The organism is Mycobacterium sp. E2462 (genome assembly GCF_001672685.1).
Classification (GTDB): Bacteria; Actinomycetota; Actinomycetes; order Mycobacteriales; family Mycobacteriaceae; genus Mycobacterium.
The window spans coordinates 1-16026 of sequence record NZ_LZKC01000443.1 but is presented as its reverse complement, the minus strand read 5'-3'; the positions used below and the strand labels follow the sequence as shown (position 1 = coordinate 16026).

Sequence of the window (16026 nt, the reverse complement as noted above, 5' to 3'; positions counted from 1 at the left end):
GAGTGAGTCGAATCCCCGCCGGCATTTCGCTCGACAACTGGCTCGCGGCGCCGTACTCGCGGTGGTCGTTCCAACACGTCGAAGAGATGGTGCCGACGGCGGTCATCTCGCGCGGAGCGGGGCCGGTCGCGGAGCTGCCGGCGGCCGCCACCGCGGTGGCCGACATGCCGGTGACCAACGTCGGCGGGGAGTCCACCACCGTCGCCGCGGTGATGGCGGCGACTGCGACCGATGGCTGGGCCGTGGCCCACCGCGGGTCGATGGTGGCCGAGGAGTACCTCGACGGCCTGGAACCCGACAGCCGGCACCTGGTGTTCTCGGTGAGCAAGTCACTCGTGGGCGCCGTCGTCGGGGCGTTACACGGGGCCGGCGCGCTGGAACTCGACGCGCCGGTCACCGCGTTCGTGCCCGCCCTGCGCGACAGCGGCTACGCGGGTGCGACGGTGCGACACCTGTTGGACATGAGGTCGGGCATCGCGTTCTCCGAGGACTACCGCGACCCGGGCGCCGAGATCCACCTGCTTGACCAGGCGATGGGCTGGGCGCCCAGAACCCGTCCCGATGCCCCGGCCACCCTGCAGGAGTTCCTGCTCACCCTGCGGCGCACGTCGCCGCACGGCGGCCCGTTTCGATACCGCTCGTGTGAATCCGACGTCCTCGGCTGGGTCAGTGAGGTGGCCGGCGGCGCGCGGATGCCGCAACTGATGTCGGAACTGCTGTGGGGCCGCCTCGGCGCGCGGCGCGACGCCAGCATCGGTGTGGACGCGGCCGGCACCGGATTCTTCGATGGCGGCGTCAGCGCCTGCCTGACCGACTTGATCCGGTTCGGTTCGCTGTTCCTGCGCGACGGCGTGTCCCTGACCGGACATCAGGTGCTGCCGCCGGCGTGGGTGGCCGACACCCTCGAGGGCGGACCCGATTCGCGCGAGGCGTTCGCCGCCAGCCCCGACGACAACGAGATGCCCGGCGGGATGTACCGCAACCAGATGTGGTTCCCCTATCCGGGCAACAACGTCGTGCTCTGCCAGGGGATGTGCGGTCAGATGATCTACGTCAACCGCGCCGCCGAGGTCGTCGCCGCCAAGGTGTCCACCCAGCAGGACTCCCACGAACCCCACATGCTCGACACCTTGCGGGCTTTCGACGCCGTCGCGCAGGCCTTGGCCGTCACCGCGAGCTAGAACCGCGTCGACGCGGCGCGGGCTCTCCGGAGGAGCACGACGGGAGGGCTGTAGCGTGACGGCCGTGACAGCTCCCCGGATCCGCTCGTTTCTCGCCGTGTCCGCCTGCGCCGCGACGTTCGCCGCGCCGTTCGCCGCGTCGGGCACCGCGACCGCGGCCGATTCGTGCCCCACTGCCGCACCGCAGGGCGGCGGCGCGGCGGATTGGACGCTGACGGGCGCCACGGGCAGCGTCGCGGTCACCGGGTCCACGGACACGGCGGCGCCGGTGATCACCGTGACGACGCCGTTCAGCGTGACCCAGACGCAGGTGCACACGCTGCGCGCCGGCAGCGGGCCGGTGGTGGCGCCCACCGCGCGCGTGTCCGTCTGCTACATGGGCGTCAACGGGCGGGACGGGTCGGTCTTCGACAACAGCTACCAGCGGGGTGCGCCGGTCGACTTCCCACTGGGCGGGGTCGTGCCCGGTTTCCAGAAGGCCATCGCCGGGCAAAACGTCGGCTCCACGGTCGCCGTCGCCATGACCGCCGCGGACGGCTACCCCGAGGGACAGCCGAGCGCGGGGATTCGACCGGGCGACTCCCTCGTTTTCGCGATCAAGATCCTCAGCGCGACCGGCTGAGTCGCAAACCCCGCCGCAGCTGTTCCGGTTCGCTATTCTGCTTTTCAGTGCTGGCCGTCGCGTGTCGGCGGCCTTGCTCACGCGGACACGAAAGGGAGCCGGATGTCCTCATCTCGCTGGCCGGCACGGTTGGCCGTCTTCCTTGCCGCCGGCGCCGCGCTGATCGCAAGCGCCGCGACCGCAAGCGCCACCACCCCCGCCGACGACGCCTACCTCGCGCAACTGCGCGCCGCCGGTCTCACCTGGCCGCCGCAGACGGAAGAGGCGCTCATCGGGGAAGCCCACCTCATCTGTTACGACCTCACGTGGGGGTGGACGCCGCAACAGATCGCCGACGACATCCACGCGCACCTCAACGCCCGCGGCGTCACGCTCCTCGAGGTCGGGTCCATGGTGAACGCCGCGCACTCGACCTATTGCCCCGGAAACGTGTGCGACGCTCCCACGCTGTGCACCTGAGGGCCGGCTCGTCACAGCTCGTGCCGGATGCGGCCATCCATCATGGTCAGCATGATCCGGGCCGCGTGAATGTCGTGTGGGTCCGTCCGCAGGATGTTGCGATCGAGCACGATGAGGTCGGCCCGCTTACCGCTCTCCAGCGAACCCACCTTGTCGTCGAGCCGGAGCTGATAGGCGGCGCCGAGGGTGTTGGCGTGCACGGCCTCGGCGACCGACAGCCGTTGGCGCGCCGGGGCGAGCACCGCGGCGCCGGCGTCGCCGATGAGTTGCCGCGTGACCCCGATCTGCACTGAATCCAGCGGCCGATACGTCGAAAAATAGCCTGCCGCCGGCCAATCGGTGCCCAACGAGATCCGGCCGCCCGCGTCGAGCACATCCTTGGGCCGGTAGAGCAGGTCCCGCCGCGGGCTGCCATACCGCGCGGCCATGGTCTCGACGGTGTCCGGGTCGGCCGACATCCAATTCGCCGAAAACTGCGCGATCACACCGAGTTCGCCGAACCTGCGGTTGTCGCTGTCGTGTACGAACACCAGATGCGCGATGCTGTGCCGACGTTGCCGCGGCGGGTTGTGCGCGACCGCGTGCGCGATGCAGTCGAGCGCCGTCTGCGTGGTGCGTTCACCGCAGGCGTGCACGTGGACGTCGAAGCCGGCGGCGTCGACGTCGGCGACGAGCTGCCGCCACTGGGCCTCGCTGAAGGGCGAAGCGCCGGTCGAATCGGGTTGGTCCGCATAGGGTTCGGTGAGCCACGCCGTGTATCCGCCTTGCGTGCCGTCGCCGATGATCTTCACGACGCTCGCCTGGACCAGCTCACTGGAAATTCGCTCGCGAACGCCGAGCAGGCCGGGCACGACCTCGTCGACGGGTGGGGCGTTGACGGTGTAACTGGCGACGACCCGAAACGGTAACTCGTCGGCGCTGGCCAGCTGCACATAGAGGTCGAGGATCGCGGCTTGGTCGTCGCCGATCGGTGGCACCCCGGCGTCGAACAGTGAGGTGATTCCCGCGGCGGCGGCTTTCGGCAACCAGGACCGCAGCAATCTGCCCATCGACTGTGTGGAAATCGGTTCGACGGCGTCGACGACGGCCAGCACCGCGGCCACCTCGAGCACGTAACCCGTTGGGTCGCCGTCGTCGTCGCGGGCGTAGTAGCTGAACCCTGGAACGGGGTCGGGGGTCTCGCGCGTGACCCCCGCGATCTGCAACGCCTTGGTGTTCGCCCACAGGCTGTGCCCGTCGATGGCGAAGAAGAAGCCCGGCCGGTCGGGCAGAACGCGGTCCAGGTCCTGGCGGGTGGGCCCCTGCGGCCCGAACATGTCCACACGCCAACCGAATCCGCGGACCGGGCCGTCGGTGTGCGCGCCGGCGTAGGCGGCGATGGCGTCGAGCGCGTCGGCGGCGGTCGGCACCTGCAGGTCCACGCCCGACGTCAAGAAGGCGCCCAAGAACGGGTGGATGTGGCCTTCGACGAAACCCGGCATCAGCAGCCGGCCGCCCAGATCGACGACGCGGGTGTCCGGTCCGGCGAGAGCCATCGCGCCCGCCTCGTCTCCCACGTGGGCGATGGTGTGACCTCGGACCGCCAGCGCCTCAGCCCAGAGCGTCGGCCCGGCGACGGTGTAGACGGGGCCGTTGCGAAAGACGAAGCTGGCGCGCTCGGGGTCGGCGTCACCGCCCCCGCTCCCCCGCGAGCCGGCGTCGAGAGCCGAGCGTTGCGCGGCCGCCCCTGTCGCGCCGCCGCGCGTCAAGAAGTGCGGACCCCACTCACACGCGGTACACATCAGAACCCCCAATGAGGTTGTCCGAGTCGTCGAGAGCGCATAGTCCTGGGCCGGCTTCGAGCTGCACGTCGCGCGCGGTGACCTCCTGGCCGCAGCGGTCACAGGCGAGGTGCACCTCGGTTCCACCGCCGCAGTCTCGATGCCGGTAGTGCGCGAACGGCCCCAGGGGGGCCATGTACTTGTCACCCCAGGAGCGCAGGGCCATCAGCACCGGATACAGGTCCATGCCTTTTTCGGTGAGGCGGTACTCGTGACGGGTCCGCCGGGAGTCGCGGTAGGCCCGCTGCTCGAGGATGTCCGCGTCGACCAGGCGGCCGAGCCGTTCCGCCAGCAGCGACCGGCTCAGCCCGAGGCCCGAGTGGAAGTCTTCGAAACGACGAACCCCCGCGAACGCCTGCCGCAGCAGGACCAGTGTCCACCGGTCCCCGAGCAGGCCGAGTGGCCGCAGGATGGAACAGGGTTGCGATTCGAGTTCGTCGTGGCGCATTCGACAAGCCTACGGTATTGCGTTCTGAATCAGAACCCAGTTATGGTCGGCACGTGGACTCTGAACTCGAGCGGTGGAAATCCCGCGGGCAGTACTTCGACTATCTGGGATTCAATGTCTTCTATCGAATCGACGGCAGCGGTCCGCCGCTGCTGCTGATCCACGGTTACCCGTTCAACTCGTGGGACTGGGCCCCGATCTGGCCGGAGTTGGTGCAACGCTTCACGGTGATCGCCCCCGACATGCTGGGAATGGGGTTCTCCGACAAGCCATTTGGTTACGGCTACTCGGTGCTCGATCACGCCGACATGCACGAGGCGCTGCTCGCGGAGCTCGGGCTGCGGCACTGTCACATCCTGGCGCACGACCTCGGCAACTCTGTGGCGCAGGAATTGCTCACCCGCCACGACGACGGGCGGCAGTCACAGGGACCGATGCGGATCGACACGCTCACGTGGTTGAACGGGGGTCTGTTCAACGAGGCGTACCGCCCGCGGCCGATCCAGACGCTGCTCTCGCAGACACCATTCGGCGCGGTGGCGAGCCGGTTTCGGCGGGTGTTGTTGTCGAGCCGCGCGCTCGACCGATCCATCGACGAACTCTTCGGGGCCGACACCAAGCCGTCCCGCGCGATGCGTCGCCAGTTCAACGAGATCCTCGAATACAACGACGGAAAGCGGGTCACGCACAAGGTCGGCGGTTTCGTCAAAGACCGTGTGGTGCACCGCAATCGATGGGTTCGAACCATGCGGGAAACATCTGTGCCGCTTCGGTTCATCGACGGCCCTGCCGATCCCAACTCGGGCCGCCACATGGCCACGCGCTACCGGCAGGTCATTCCCAACGCGGATGTGGTGCTGCTCGACGACGACATCGGCCACTGGCCCCAGATCGAAGCGCCCGACGCGGTGCTGGAGCACCTGTTCGCTCACATCGACGGCGCCGCAGCGACACCCTCGTAATCGGGCGCCAGGCGACGTCAGGGACGGCGCACGGTGACGATAGTGACGTCGTCGTCGATGCGGTCCGACGCCATCGCCGCCCAGATCCAGGAAGCCTGCGCGTCGCTCGTGCCCGAAAGCACTTGGGCGAGCCGGTCGAGACCGTCGTCGATCACCTCACCGCGGCGTTCCACGAGCCCGTCGGAATAGAGGACCAACCCGTGCCCGGGCTCGACGGTGAACGTACTGGGCGCGAACGTCACACCACGGACTCCGATCGGCGGCGAGAGTCGGATGGGCGCATAGGCGACTGTCGAGGAGTTCGTCACGTACGGCATCAGGTGGCCGGCGGACGCGGCCTCCACCGCCCCGGTGTCCAGGTCGATCCGCGCGGCGATCACGGTGGCGAACGCACCCGGCAGCATGTGGATGCAGAAGTCGTTGAGCTGGTTGAAAGCCTCTGCCGGGGCGGCGCCGGCGAACAGGTGGGCGCGCAGGGCATTGCGCAATTGGGCCATGGTTCCGGCGGCGGTGATGCCGTGCCCGGCGACGTCGCCCAGCAGCACCACCAGGCGCCCGTCGCGTAGGTGAAACGCGTCGTACCAGTCGCCCCCGACGTTGCCGCCCGCCGCCGGCTCGTAATGCGCGGACAGTTGCCAGCTGCGCAACAGCGTCGGGATGGATTCGGGCAACAGGCTTCGCTGCAGCGTCTCGGCCACCCGCAAGGCGCCGCGGGTCCGGCGGTACAGCGATTCCACCAGGTGGCGCCGCAACGCCTCGGCCGACTCGGTCTCGCTGGGCGCCCACGGTTCGCTGCGCTGATGGACGACCTCGCGCCACCGCTCGAACGACTTGCGCGGGCTGAGCCGCGCCTCCCGGCCGTCGAGGCCCTCCCGGATCTCGATCGCCTTGTTGTGGGGATCCCCACCCCAGTCCACCGAACGCAGCACCTCCCGCCGGAACCACACGGCGTACTGCCCGTCGGGCAGGTTCAGCGCGAGGGCGCCGGCGGCCAGCTGCGGCGCTAGGTCGAGGTCGGGGACGTCGCGCGACAAGCACTCGGTGCTCGCGATCTCTTCGCCCGCACCGCGCGCCCAGGCCACCACGGCGGCCACAACGTCCGGTGGTGGAACCGACCCGAGGACCCGGCGCTCCGCCTCGATGTCGACCACGATCCCGTCGGCGGGCACCAGGTCGAGCAGGTCGGGCGCCCCGAGCAGCGCCGCCGCGAGCGGCTCCCCGTCGTAGAGCGTGGCGCCGGTGAGCTTGGCCAGCACCGCCTGCGCGGCGAGGCGCTTCTGCAGCAAATCGCCCTCGAACCGGTCGACGAGTCGCAGCGACAGCGTCGAGCCGAGGAATTCGGCCGCCACCCGGGTGCCGAACGGCGGCAGGTGCGGGCCGGCGTAATGGTGGCAGGCGATCAAACCCCACAGCCGCCCGTGCCGCAGCAGCGAGATCGACATCGAGGCGTGCACGCCCATGTTCTGCAGATACTCGATGTGCATCGGGGAGACGCTGCGCAGCGTCGAATACGTCAGATCCAGCGGGGCTCCCCGCTCCGGGTCGACGGCCGGCACCAGCGGTGCGGGCGTGTAGTCGACGTCGGAAATCAGCCGCAACCAGTTCTTTTCGTACAGCGCCCGGGCCTGCGCGGGGATGTCGGTAGAAGGATAGTGCAGGCCGAGGAAGGAGTTGAGGTCCTCGCGCTTGGCCTCGGCGACAACCTCGCCGTTGTAGTCCTCGTCGTAGCGGTACACCATGACGCGGTCGAATCCGGTCAGTTCCCGGACCGCGCGGGCGGCGGTGTCGTAGAGCTCGGTCAGGGTGTCGGCCCGGTTCAGCTCCTCCACCGAGTTGCGGACCGCCTGGTAGGTATTCGGGAAGGAGAACGGCCGCTCCCCGTAAGCCATTTCGAACTCGACGAGCAACACGCCGGCCGGGTCGCGGTGCAAGATGGCGTCGAACGGACGCGACTCGCCGTCCACCTCAACGACGCACTCAACCGGATTCCGTCGGCTTAGGTTGCCGAAGATCGCGGCCGCCTGCTCGATGCGCGCGGACTGCTCGGCGCCGATCAGGTCCGAGAGGTGCCGTCCCAGGACGGCCTCCGCCGGGCGACCCAGCAACTCCGCGACGTTGGCGCTGACCTGACGCACCTCGAAGCCGGGTTCGCGGACGACCGCCAGGACACCGCGGGGCTGGATGCTGCCGGGAATGTGGATGGGCTCGCGAGCGCAGTTGTCGAGGTCGATGGGCGTGCCGACCGGAAGCAGATCGGGCACCGCGTCGGGGACCGTGCCCCCGAAGCCCGCTGCCCGGCCGCCGCCGCTGGTCAACCGATCAGCCCCAACGGTGCGGGGAGGGCTGGGCGGGAGGCCGATGCCGAGGCCAGCACCCTGTTGAGGTGGCCCCGTCGTCGCTGAGTCGATTCAGCCGCGATCTGCGTTCCCTTTCGGATTCGCCCGACTGGCGACGTCGGGCACGTCTACAAGCATTGTCCTCACCGCACGGCGAGACCCGCGAAGCGACACTTGAGTGCATATGACAACAAATGATCTTGAACGTTGTTTCCGGCTGGTCGTCACCGCCCCCGCGGCGTCTACCAGTGTAATCTGGCAGGCCATGTCCCCGACCGCCGTCCGTGCAGCGCGCCGCCTTTCGGTGGCGATGAAGGAGGGGTCGGCGGCGGAGCACGAGGCCGCGGAACAGAGCGTCTTCGTCACCGAGTTGCTCGCGGGCCGGGTGGCCGCCAGCGGCTACGCCGACTATCTGCTTCGGCTGCGCCCGGTGTACGCCGCGTTGGAGGAGGCCGTGCGCGCCCGCCGCGACGACCCCATGGTGCGCGCCGTCTACGACCCGGCCCTGGAACGGGTTCCCGCCATCGACGCCGACCTCGCGTACTGGAGCCGCGGCGGTGCCCGCGTCGCCCAGTCGCCCGCGGCGGCAGCCTATGCCGGGCGGATCGCCGGTTCCGGCTGGGGCGGCGCCCTGGTGGCCCACCACTACACGCGCTACCTGGGCGACCTCTCCGGGGGCCGGATGCTTCGCAACGCGCTGGACCGGGCTTTTGACCTGCGGGGCGCCGGCCTCGCGTTTTACGAATTCCCGGTCCGGCCGAAGCCGTATAAGGACGCGTATCGGGCCCGCCTCGATGCCCTGCGTCCCCGGCCGGCGGACACGGATCGCATCGTCAACGAGGTCAAGGCCGCGTTCGGCCTGAACCGGGCGCTGCTCGACGAGCTCGCCGGCAGCGCGGCCAGTCGACCCCGCTGACTTCAGGGCCGTCGCCACCGCACGCGCGCGGCGACGAACCAGGTGCCGTGCAACAACACCTCGCCGCCGAGTTCGTCCGCCAATTGCCGGGCGGTGAGATAGCGCTTGTACACGGCGTGGCGTGAGCCGTCGTTGAGGACCCGCTCCTGCCACTGCTCCGGTTCGACGCCGGCGCGCAGCGCCGAATCGATCACGATCAACTCCCCCGACACCCGTCGGGCCTCCCCGAGGAACGCCCGGCGTTCGTCGGGGGGCAGGTGCCCGTAGAAGTGCCCGGTCAGCACCCGGTCGAAAGAGTGCGCGGCGAACGGCAACGCCAACGCGTCCGCCACGACCGCCACGCCGTGCGGCAATCGCGACTGAGTGAGCGCCACCATGGCTGGGCTCTGATCCACTCCGACCACGAGACCGCGCAGCTGCCGCGTGAGAAAGCCGGTGCCGCAGGCGACGTCCAGCGTTCGGGCGGCGGGCAGCGCGGCAACCAGCTCCACCACTTGCGAGACTTCGGCGTCCCATCCGGGGCGGTCACGCTGGGCGAACTGGCCTTGGCCGAGGTACCACTCGTCGTATTCGGCGGCGCGTTGGTCGTAATAGGCTGCGGTGCCCGGGTCACGGGCGAAGCGCGGCGACGGCATCACCCGAGTCTTGCGCGGCGCGCCGGGGCGCCGCCACCCATTTTCGCGCCGTGGGCTCAGCCTCGACTGGTGGCCAACGTGAACAGCACCTTGCCGTCTCGCTCGCCGGCCCGTGCCAACGCGACGGCGTCACGCCAGTCGCTCAGCGCGAAACGCCGTTGCACACGGGCTGACAGCGTGCCGTCGGCGATCAGCGCGATCAACTCGCCGTACGCGGCTTGGACCTCGGCGTGCGAGGCCCGCCGCAGCCAGTTCATCAGCCAGAAGCCGGTGAGGTTGAGGTGATTGCCCATGAGGTCCGCCCCGGCGATCGCCGGCGGTTGGCCGGACAGGGCGGCGTACGACACCAGGGTGCCGCCGAAACGGAGGTGATGGGCCAACTGGGTGCTGGCAGGACCCCCGATGCAGTCGACCGCCAGGTCCAGGCGGTTGCCGTCGAGCGCGCTCCCCAGATCGTTGGCCAGGTCGGGGCCGTCGACGATCACCAGATCACCGCCCGCATCCAGCACCGACTGGGCGGCCTCGTCCCGTCGCACGATGCTCACGGTGTGGTGCCCGAAGTGCTTGGCGAGCCTGACCACATATTGGCCCACCGCGGAGTTTCCGGCCGTTTGGCCGATCCACCGCTGTGGCGCGTCCGGATCCCCGTAGTCGCGCAGCAGCAGCAGCGCCGTCATCGGGTTGATGCCCAGCATCGCGGCCTGCTCCACGTCCAGGGTGTCGGGCACGACGATGACGTCGGTCACGGCCGCGACCGTGTGGGTCGCCCAGGTTCCGTGTCCGTAGGTGGGCAACAACGCGACCCGGCGCCCGCGCAACCCTTGGTCCACGCCCGGGCCGACGGCCACTACCCGGCCGACACCCTCCGCCCCCGCCGGTGCGCCCGGCTTGGCCGGAACGAAGTAGCGCCCGCTGATGAACAGGAAGTCCGACGAATTCACGGTGGCGGCTTCCACCGCGACCAGCACCTGGTCGGGCCCGGGCGTCGGGGTGTCAAACTCGGTCAGCGTGAGGGCCTGCGTGGGATCGCCGGCTTGAATGAGCTCCAGTCGCTGCATGGTGTTTCCTTACGTGATCGGTGCATCGATGACAGGTGAACGCATGCGCCGCAGCCACTCCGGAGTGCCGCAGCGATCGGCCGCGGCGCATGACAGCCAAAGCGTCATTTCCGTGTCGCCTATTCCGCGGCAGCCGAACGTCATTGACGTAACATGCATTCAGTTACATTCGCCTGCAGCATGTTTCGATTCAATGACACACGGCGGTTGCCGCCGCGGGATCCCCCCGCGGCGCCCGCTCATCGGTGTCGAGTTCAGACCTGGTTGAAACCGCCGTCCGCGGTGACCGTGGAGCCGGTGGTGAAGCTGGACAGGTCGCTGGCGAGAAACACTGCGGCGTTGGCGATTTCGGAGGGATCGGCGAATCGCCCGAGCGGTATGGTGGCGATGCGGGCCGCGCGGAATTCCTCGATCGAGGCGTCCGGATCGGTCTGGGCCGCCAACGCGTTGCTTCCCGGGGTGGCGGTGGACCCCGCGACGATGACGTTGACCCGGATGTTGCGGGGGGCCAACTCGTTGGCCCAGGCGCGCGCAAGCGACCGGACGGCGGCCTTGCTGGCGGCGTAGATGCTCAATCCCGCGCGCCCACGATCAGCGGTGGTGGACCCGGTCAGGATGATCGAAGCGCCATCGTTGAGCAGCGGCAGTGCCTTCTGCACCGTATGCACCACCCCCTTGACGTTGGTCGTGAGGAGGGCGTCCAGGTCGTCGTCGCTGATCTCGCCCAGCCGGGCCACCCGGGTGGACCCGGCGTTGGCCATCACGATATCGAGGCCGCGGCCGGCCGCCGCCACCTCGGCATAGAGGCGATCCAGATCCGCGGGCATCCCGACGTCGCCGGGGACGGCGGTGGCGCGGGGCCCCAAAGACCTTGCCGCGTCCTCCAGTTCGGGTCGGCGTCGACCGGTGATGAACACCCGCTCGGCCCCTTCGGCGATGAATCGCTGGGCGGTGGCCAGGCCGATGCCGGAGTTGGCACCCGTGATGACGGCGGTCTTGTGGTCGAGCAGTCCCATCCAGAGCTCCTGACGTCGGCGGTGGGTGAAGGCCCGGTCGATCAAGCGCGCGGGGTCGCGCGCCGCCACACCAGGCGGCCGTTGCGTGGCTGTCCCTGGATCAGCACCGGTTCGGTGGGGCTGAGTTGGAGCCTGGAGTCGCCGATCTGGGCGGCGCGATACTGTGTCCCGCCGATCCAGTTGGGCAGCAGGCTGACGTCGACGTGATGCGCGACGACGTTGTTGTCGAGCACGCTGTACGGCCCCGAATAGGCAAGGTATCCGCTTGCCGCCGAGGCCAGTTCGCTGTCTTCGGCGGCCTGCAGGTCGCCCCGCCGGACGGGAGCCCGGTCGGTCCGCATGATCTGCGCCGACATGTAACCGTCGGGGGTGTACATGATGATCCCCTTGGCGTCGGGGCCCAGTGGGTAGCGGACGTCGGACCCGTCGAGCGCGCTGCTCTGATAGGACTCGAGCGTCCACGCTCCCACGAGGTAGTCGCGAAGGGTCTGGATGTCAGTGACGGTCATGATGGCGTCCTCCCGCGGTGGGTGTTGTCGTTACCGGTGCGCACCGACCGCGTCCTGCGTGGCGGCGGTCAGCACGGTGATGGCCGTATCGAAGGGTTCGGGATTGCGCAGGGCGCGGCTGAGGATCAGGGCTCCCTCCATGGTGGTGACGGCGAGGGTCGCCAAGCTGCGCGCAGCTTCCTCGGGGACGGACTTCTCCGCCAGGCGTGCCGCAACCGTGGTGATGACGTCACTGAAGCCGCGCCGGGTGACGTCACTGAGCGGGGCCGAGGCGGGCGTGCATTCGATGACGATGGGCGCCACGGCGCACCCTTGTCGATAACCACTGCCCACTATTTCGTCACGGAAGTGGGCCATGAAACCGGCGATGAACTCCTCGGCCGAATCGGTGTTGCCCGCAACGCGATTCACGTGGGCGATGACCTCGGAGGAGTGCAGCAGGCTCACCTCGGTCGCCAGTTCACCCTTGCCGCCCGGGAAGTGGAAGTACAGCGAGCCGCGCGGCGCTGCGCTTTCGGCGATCACGTCGGACAGCGCGGTGCCCAGGTAACCGTGCTCACGAAAAAGCCGGCGGGCGGCTGCGACCATCCTCTCTCGGACATCAGTACGACGTACCATGACGCTAATCATACATGTCGTTGCGTAACTGCAGGACATATCGGTCCTATCTCGAGCTATGGTAGTATGACGTACGGCATAGCTTGCCGGATAGCGCGGCTTGGTGCACCCCGTCGATCGCAGCTCGGCGAGCGCCAGATAATCTATGCGCGTTGCTGATTCGTATGTGGATCATCAAACGCGCAGTGCAGCAACATGATTCGATCTCCCACTCTGGAGAATCAACGCCACTTTTGAACCGGTCCGCCGAACGGCTCGTCTCCAAGGTGTATCGACTGTGCTGGTTGCGAGCCGATGGGAGATTGATTCGTGGACAATGCATTAAAGGCCGGGTACGACGTCATCGTGTGTGGAGCCGGATCGGCGGGCGCGGTGGTCGCCGGCCGGCTGGCCGAGAACCCCGCCGTGCGCATCCTTCTGCTGGAGGCGGGCGGCACCGACAACGTGCCCGGTGTGACCGAGGCCGCCCAATGGCCGTCGAACCTCGGTAGCGAACGGGACTGGGTGTTCGCCTCCGAACCCGACCCGCGCCTGTTCGGGCGCTCCATCCCGTTCTCGATGGGCAAGGTGCTGGGCGGCGGATCCAGCATCAACATCATGATCTGGGCCCGCGGGCACCGCGACGACTGGGATCTGTTCGCCCGCGAATCCGGAGAGCCGGCCTGGGCATACGATCACGTGCTGGGCCTGTACCGCGACATCGAGGACTGGCACGGCCGCGGCGAACCCGCTCACCGCGGGCGGGGCGGCCCGGTGTTCGTACAACCGGCACCCGGCGTCCATCCGCTCGCGCCGGCGACCGTCGCGGCGGCGCGCGCGCTGGGGATCCCCACCTATCAGAGCCCGAACGGCAGGCTGATGGAGGAGATCCGCGGCGGCGCGATCACCGATCTGCGCTGCGTCGACGGCAGGCGACTGTCGCTGTTTCGCACCTATACCGCGCCGCACCTGGGCAAGCCGAACCTCACCGTGGTGCCCGACGCGCTGGTGACGCGCGTGGTATTCGACGGGGACCGAGCCACCGGGGTCGAGGTGGTTCACGACGGTGAGGTCCACCGGGTGGCCGCCGACACCGAGGTAGTGCTGTCCCTCGGTGCGGTGCAGACTCCAAAAGTGTTGATGCAGTCGGGCGTCGGCGACGAAACCGAGCTGAAGCGCGCCGGGGTGCCGACCCGCCAGCACCTGCCCGGCGTCGGTCGAAACTTCCACGACCACTACGGGTTCGACTGCGTCTGGGAGTTCCCGGACGGTGTCCGGGGCAACTTCCAGGCGGGGGCGACGCTGTTCTGGGATTCCGGAGCCGCCGACATCGCGGTCCCCGACCTGTTCGCCTGCCTCGGGGACTTGCCCAAGGCCACCTCCGAGAATGCGGCGAAATACGGTCTGCCGAGCAACAGCTGGATCTTGTTCGGCTCGCCCACGCATCCGAAGAGCCGCGGTCGGGTGCGACTGTGCGGCGCCGATCCCGCGGATCCCCCGCGCATCGAAGCCAATGCGTTGTCGCATCCCGACGACCTCAAGGCGTCCATCGCCTGCATCGAAACCCTCCGCGAGATCGGCAATTCCGCCGAGCTGCGGCCATTCGTCAAACGCGAGGTGATGCCCGGTGATCTCAGCGGAGCCGAGCTGGAAACCTACCTGCGCAACGCGGTGAGCACCTACTGGCACGCGTGCGGGACCGCGAAGATGGGGCGGGACGCCATGTCGGTGGTCGACGGCCGGCTGAAGGCCTACGGCTTCGAGAACTTGCGCGTCGCCGATGCATCGATCATGCCGCGGATCACGTGTGCCAACACGATGGCGCCGTGCGCGATCATCGGCGAGCGGGCCGCGCAGTTCATCTCCGCCGAACACCGGTTCTAGCCGCGGCGGCACTCCCCTGGGCCGACACGGCGTCGCCCAACTCGTATCCTCAGCGGCATGAACGACGCATCGGTCGCGGCCCGGCCGGCCGCCCTCGTCCGGCTGCGGGCGGCCGGCGCGCCCGCCCGCTAGGCCCAACACCGGTGCTAACCCTCGTCTTTGCGCTGGTAGGACTGGCGCTGCTGGACTCGTTGAACGTCCTCAACGTCGGGGTGGTATCGGCCGTCATCTTCGACAGCCGCTTGGGTCGCCGGTCCCCGGTCCCCGGTGCGATGAGCTACATCGCGGGTGTGTTCACCATCACGACGGCCTTCGGCCTGTGCACGGTGCTCGGTCTGAGCGCCCTCACCACGCTCCTCGATTTCCACATGACCCCGACGATTCGGTTCCGCGGTGAACTGGTGCTCGGGCTCGTCCTGGCCGGTGTGGCGTACTTCCCGCTGACCGCGCAGTCCTCAGCCCCCGGATGGGCCCTGGCCGCCATGCGGCGACGGCCGTGGCTGCTCGGCTTCCTGGGCCTGGCGGTCGGCACCGGCCAAGCCCCGACCGCCGTGCCCTACCTGACCGGGCTGGCCATGCTCGCCGCCCTGCATCCGCGGCCACCACTGTGGCCGTTGGTGATCATCAGCTACTGGATGATCGCGCTCGCTCCACCGCTGCTCATCCTCGCCCTGTCCATGCGGAGGACCATCCGGGCGAACCGCATCCAGCGCCGGCTGGTGCGCATCCTCACTCGCTATGGCCCGTTGTCGGTCCGGCTGCTGTTCCTGGTCTTCGGAGTGGGGCTGGTCGCCGACGCGCTGGTCAACCACAGCGCGTTGTGGTGAGACGCGCCCCTTTCACATGCTTTGCACAGCCGGCTGAATTACGTTGGCGCTGTGACTGATCGTCGAGAACGTGCGATGTCGTTCGGCGCAATCGCCGAGGATTACGACGAGCTGCGGCCGCAGGCCCCACCGCAGGCGGTGCAATGGTTGCTGCCGGCCGGCTGCGATGTGGCCGTCGACGTCGGTGCGGGGACGGGGCTGTTCACCCGCGCGCTCGTCGGCCGGGCGGCACAGGTCGTCGCCGTCGAGCCGGGCCCGCGGATGCGGGCGGTGCTCGCGCAACGGTCCCCCGAGGTGCGCGCGGTCGAGGGTAGCGGTGAGGCGATTCCCCTGCCCGACGAGAGCGCGGACGCCGTCTTCGTCTCGTCGGCGTGGCACTGGATGGATCCCGAACGCGCCGTTCCGGAAATCGGCCGGGTGTTGCGCGACGGTGGCCGCTTCGGGCTGATCTGGACCAGCCGGGACCGCGACGTGGACTGGGTGCGCAACCTCGAGGTGTTGCCCGGTGACGCCCCGACCGAGCTGGACGCGCCCGACCGGTTCCGGCGGCGCCACGAGAACGTGGTGTTGCCCGATCCGCAGATCTTCCACCATGTGGAGCGCGAGACCTTCGCGTTCGTCCGGACCATGACGGTCGACGACGTGGTGGCGATGCTCGCCACCTACAGTCGGGTCATCGTCGCCGACCCGCAGGACCGTGACCGGCGGCTCGCCAACGCCCGCGGCGTCCTCGCCGACCGGTTTCCCGGGGCGCAG

General features: G+C 69.0%; 16 protein-coding genes. 8 read left to right on the top strand and 8 right to left on the bottom strand.

Annotation, left to right across the window (positions count from 1 at the left end):
• The first annotated feature begins 2 nt into the window (after positions 1-2).
• From A5714_RS22700 to A5714_RS22690, 3 genes are all read left to right on the top strand, one after another.
• Entirely contained in the window at positions 3-1181 is a 1179-nt protein-coding gene (locus A5714_RS22700) for a serine hydrolase domain-containing protein (RefSeq protein WP_068074149.1), read from the top strand.
• Positions 1182-1260: 79 nt separating this feature from the next.
• Positions 1261-1803 (top strand): FKBP-type peptidyl-prolyl cis-trans isomerase, encoded by a 543-nt coding sequence (locus tag A5714_RS22695; protein ID WP_369829467.1) that lies wholly within the window; start codon positions 1261-1263, stop codon positions 1801-1803.
• A 102-nt stretch (positions 1804-1905) separates the two neighbouring features.
• Positions 1906-2262: a DUF732 domain-containing protein gene (locus tag A5714_RS22690; RefSeq protein WP_068074150.1), complete on the top strand. Its 357-nt coding sequence runs from the start codon at positions 1906-1908 to the stop codon at positions 2260-2262.
• 11 nt (positions 2263-2273) lie between these two features.
• Here the strand turns inward: A5714_RS22690 and A5714_RS22685 are convergent, their stop codons facing one another.
• Together A5714_RS22685 and A5714_RS22680 are read right to left on the bottom strand one after the other, a co-directional pair.
• Positions 2274-4043 (bottom strand): amidohydrolase, encoded by a 1770-nt coding sequence (locus tag A5714_RS22685; protein WP_068289118.1) that lies wholly within the window; start codon positions 4041-4043, stop codon positions 2274-2276.
• Positions 4027-4530: a helix-turn-helix domain-containing protein gene (locus A5714_RS22680; RefSeq protein WP_068289117.1), complete on the bottom strand. Its 504-nt coding sequence runs from the start codon at positions 4528-4530 to the stop codon at positions 4027-4029. Before A5714_RS22680 ends, A5714_RS22685 begins: the two co-directional genes overlap by 17 nt.
• A gap of 53 nt (positions 4531-4583) precedes the next feature.
• Between A5714_RS22680 and A5714_RS22675 the strand changes: the two genes are divergently transcribed.
• Positions 4584-5492, top strand: a complete 909-nt coding sequence (locus A5714_RS22675) for an alpha/beta fold hydrolase (RefSeq protein ID WP_068289114.1) — start codon at positions 4584-4586, stop codon at positions 5490-5492.
• A gap of 17 nt (positions 5493-5509) precedes the next feature.
• Here the strand turns inward: A5714_RS22675 and A5714_RS22670 are convergent, their stop codons facing one another.
• Entirely contained in the window at positions 5510-7753 is a 2244-nt protein-coding gene (locus tag A5714_RS22670) for a SpoIIE family protein phosphatase (protein ID WP_156747459.1), read from the bottom strand.
• A gap of 340 nt (positions 7754-8093) precedes the next feature.
• Here A5714_RS22670 and A5714_RS22665 point away from each other — a divergent pair, with 340 nt between their 5' ends.
• Positions 8094-8744, top strand: coding sequence for a heme oxygenase (biliverdin-producing) (locus A5714_RS22665; protein ID WP_068289108.1), 651 nt, complete (start codon positions 8094-8096; stop codon positions 8742-8744).
• A gap of 2 nt (positions 8745-8746) precedes the next feature.
• Here the strand turns inward: A5714_RS22665 and A5714_RS22660 are convergent, their stop codons facing one another.
• From A5714_RS22660 to A5714_RS22640, 5 genes are all read right to left on the bottom strand, one after another.
• Complete coding sequence (locus tag A5714_RS22660) at positions 8747-9379, bottom strand: class I SAM-dependent methyltransferase (protein WP_068289105.1); 633 nt, start codon at positions 9377-9379, stop codon at positions 8747-8749.
• Positions 9380-9435: 56 nt separating this feature from the next.
• Entirely contained in the window at positions 9436-10437 is a 1002-nt protein-coding gene (locus A5714_RS22655) for a zinc-dependent alcohol dehydrogenase family protein (protein WP_068289102.1), read from the bottom strand.
• Between the two features lie 254 nt (positions 10438-10691).
• Positions 10692-11453 carry an SDR family NAD(P)-dependent oxidoreductase gene (locus tag A5714_RS22650; protein WP_068289154.1) on the bottom strand — a complete coding sequence of 254 codons (762 nt, stop codon included), beginning with the start codon at positions 11451-11453 and terminating at the stop codon, positions 10692-10694.
• Positions 11454-11494: 41 nt separating this feature from the next.
• On the bottom strand, positions 11495-11962 hold the full coding sequence (locus A5714_RS22645) for a lipocalin-like domain-containing protein (protein ID WP_068074164.1): 468 nt from the start codon (positions 11960-11962) through the stop codon (positions 11495-11497).
• Positions 11963-11992: 30 nt separating this feature from the next.
• Positions 11993-12550 (bottom strand): TetR/AcrR family transcriptional regulator, encoded by a 558-nt coding sequence (locus A5714_RS22640; protein ID WP_231975960.1) that lies wholly within the window; start codon positions 12548-12550, stop codon positions 11993-11995.
• 339 nt (positions 12551-12889) lie between these two features.
• On the opposite strand from A5714_RS22640, the gene A5714_RS22635 reads away from it, so the two are divergent.
• From A5714_RS22635 to A5714_RS22625, 3 genes are all read left to right on the top strand, one after another.
• Positions 12890-14443, top strand: a complete 1554-nt coding sequence (locus A5714_RS22635; protein ID WP_068289092.1) for a GMC family oxidoreductase — start codon at positions 12890-12892, stop codon at positions 14441-14443.
• Positions 14444-14586: 143 nt separating this feature from the next.
• Positions 14587-15270: a GAP family protein gene (locus A5714_RS22630; RefSeq protein WP_068289089.1), complete on the top strand. Its 684-nt coding sequence runs from the start codon at positions 14587-14589 to the stop codon at positions 15268-15270.
• 51 nt (positions 15271-15321) lie between these two features.
• Positions 15322-16026 (top strand): class I SAM-dependent methyltransferase (locus A5714_RS22625; protein WP_068289151.1); only part of this gene is annotated, 705 nt, incomplete at its 3' end.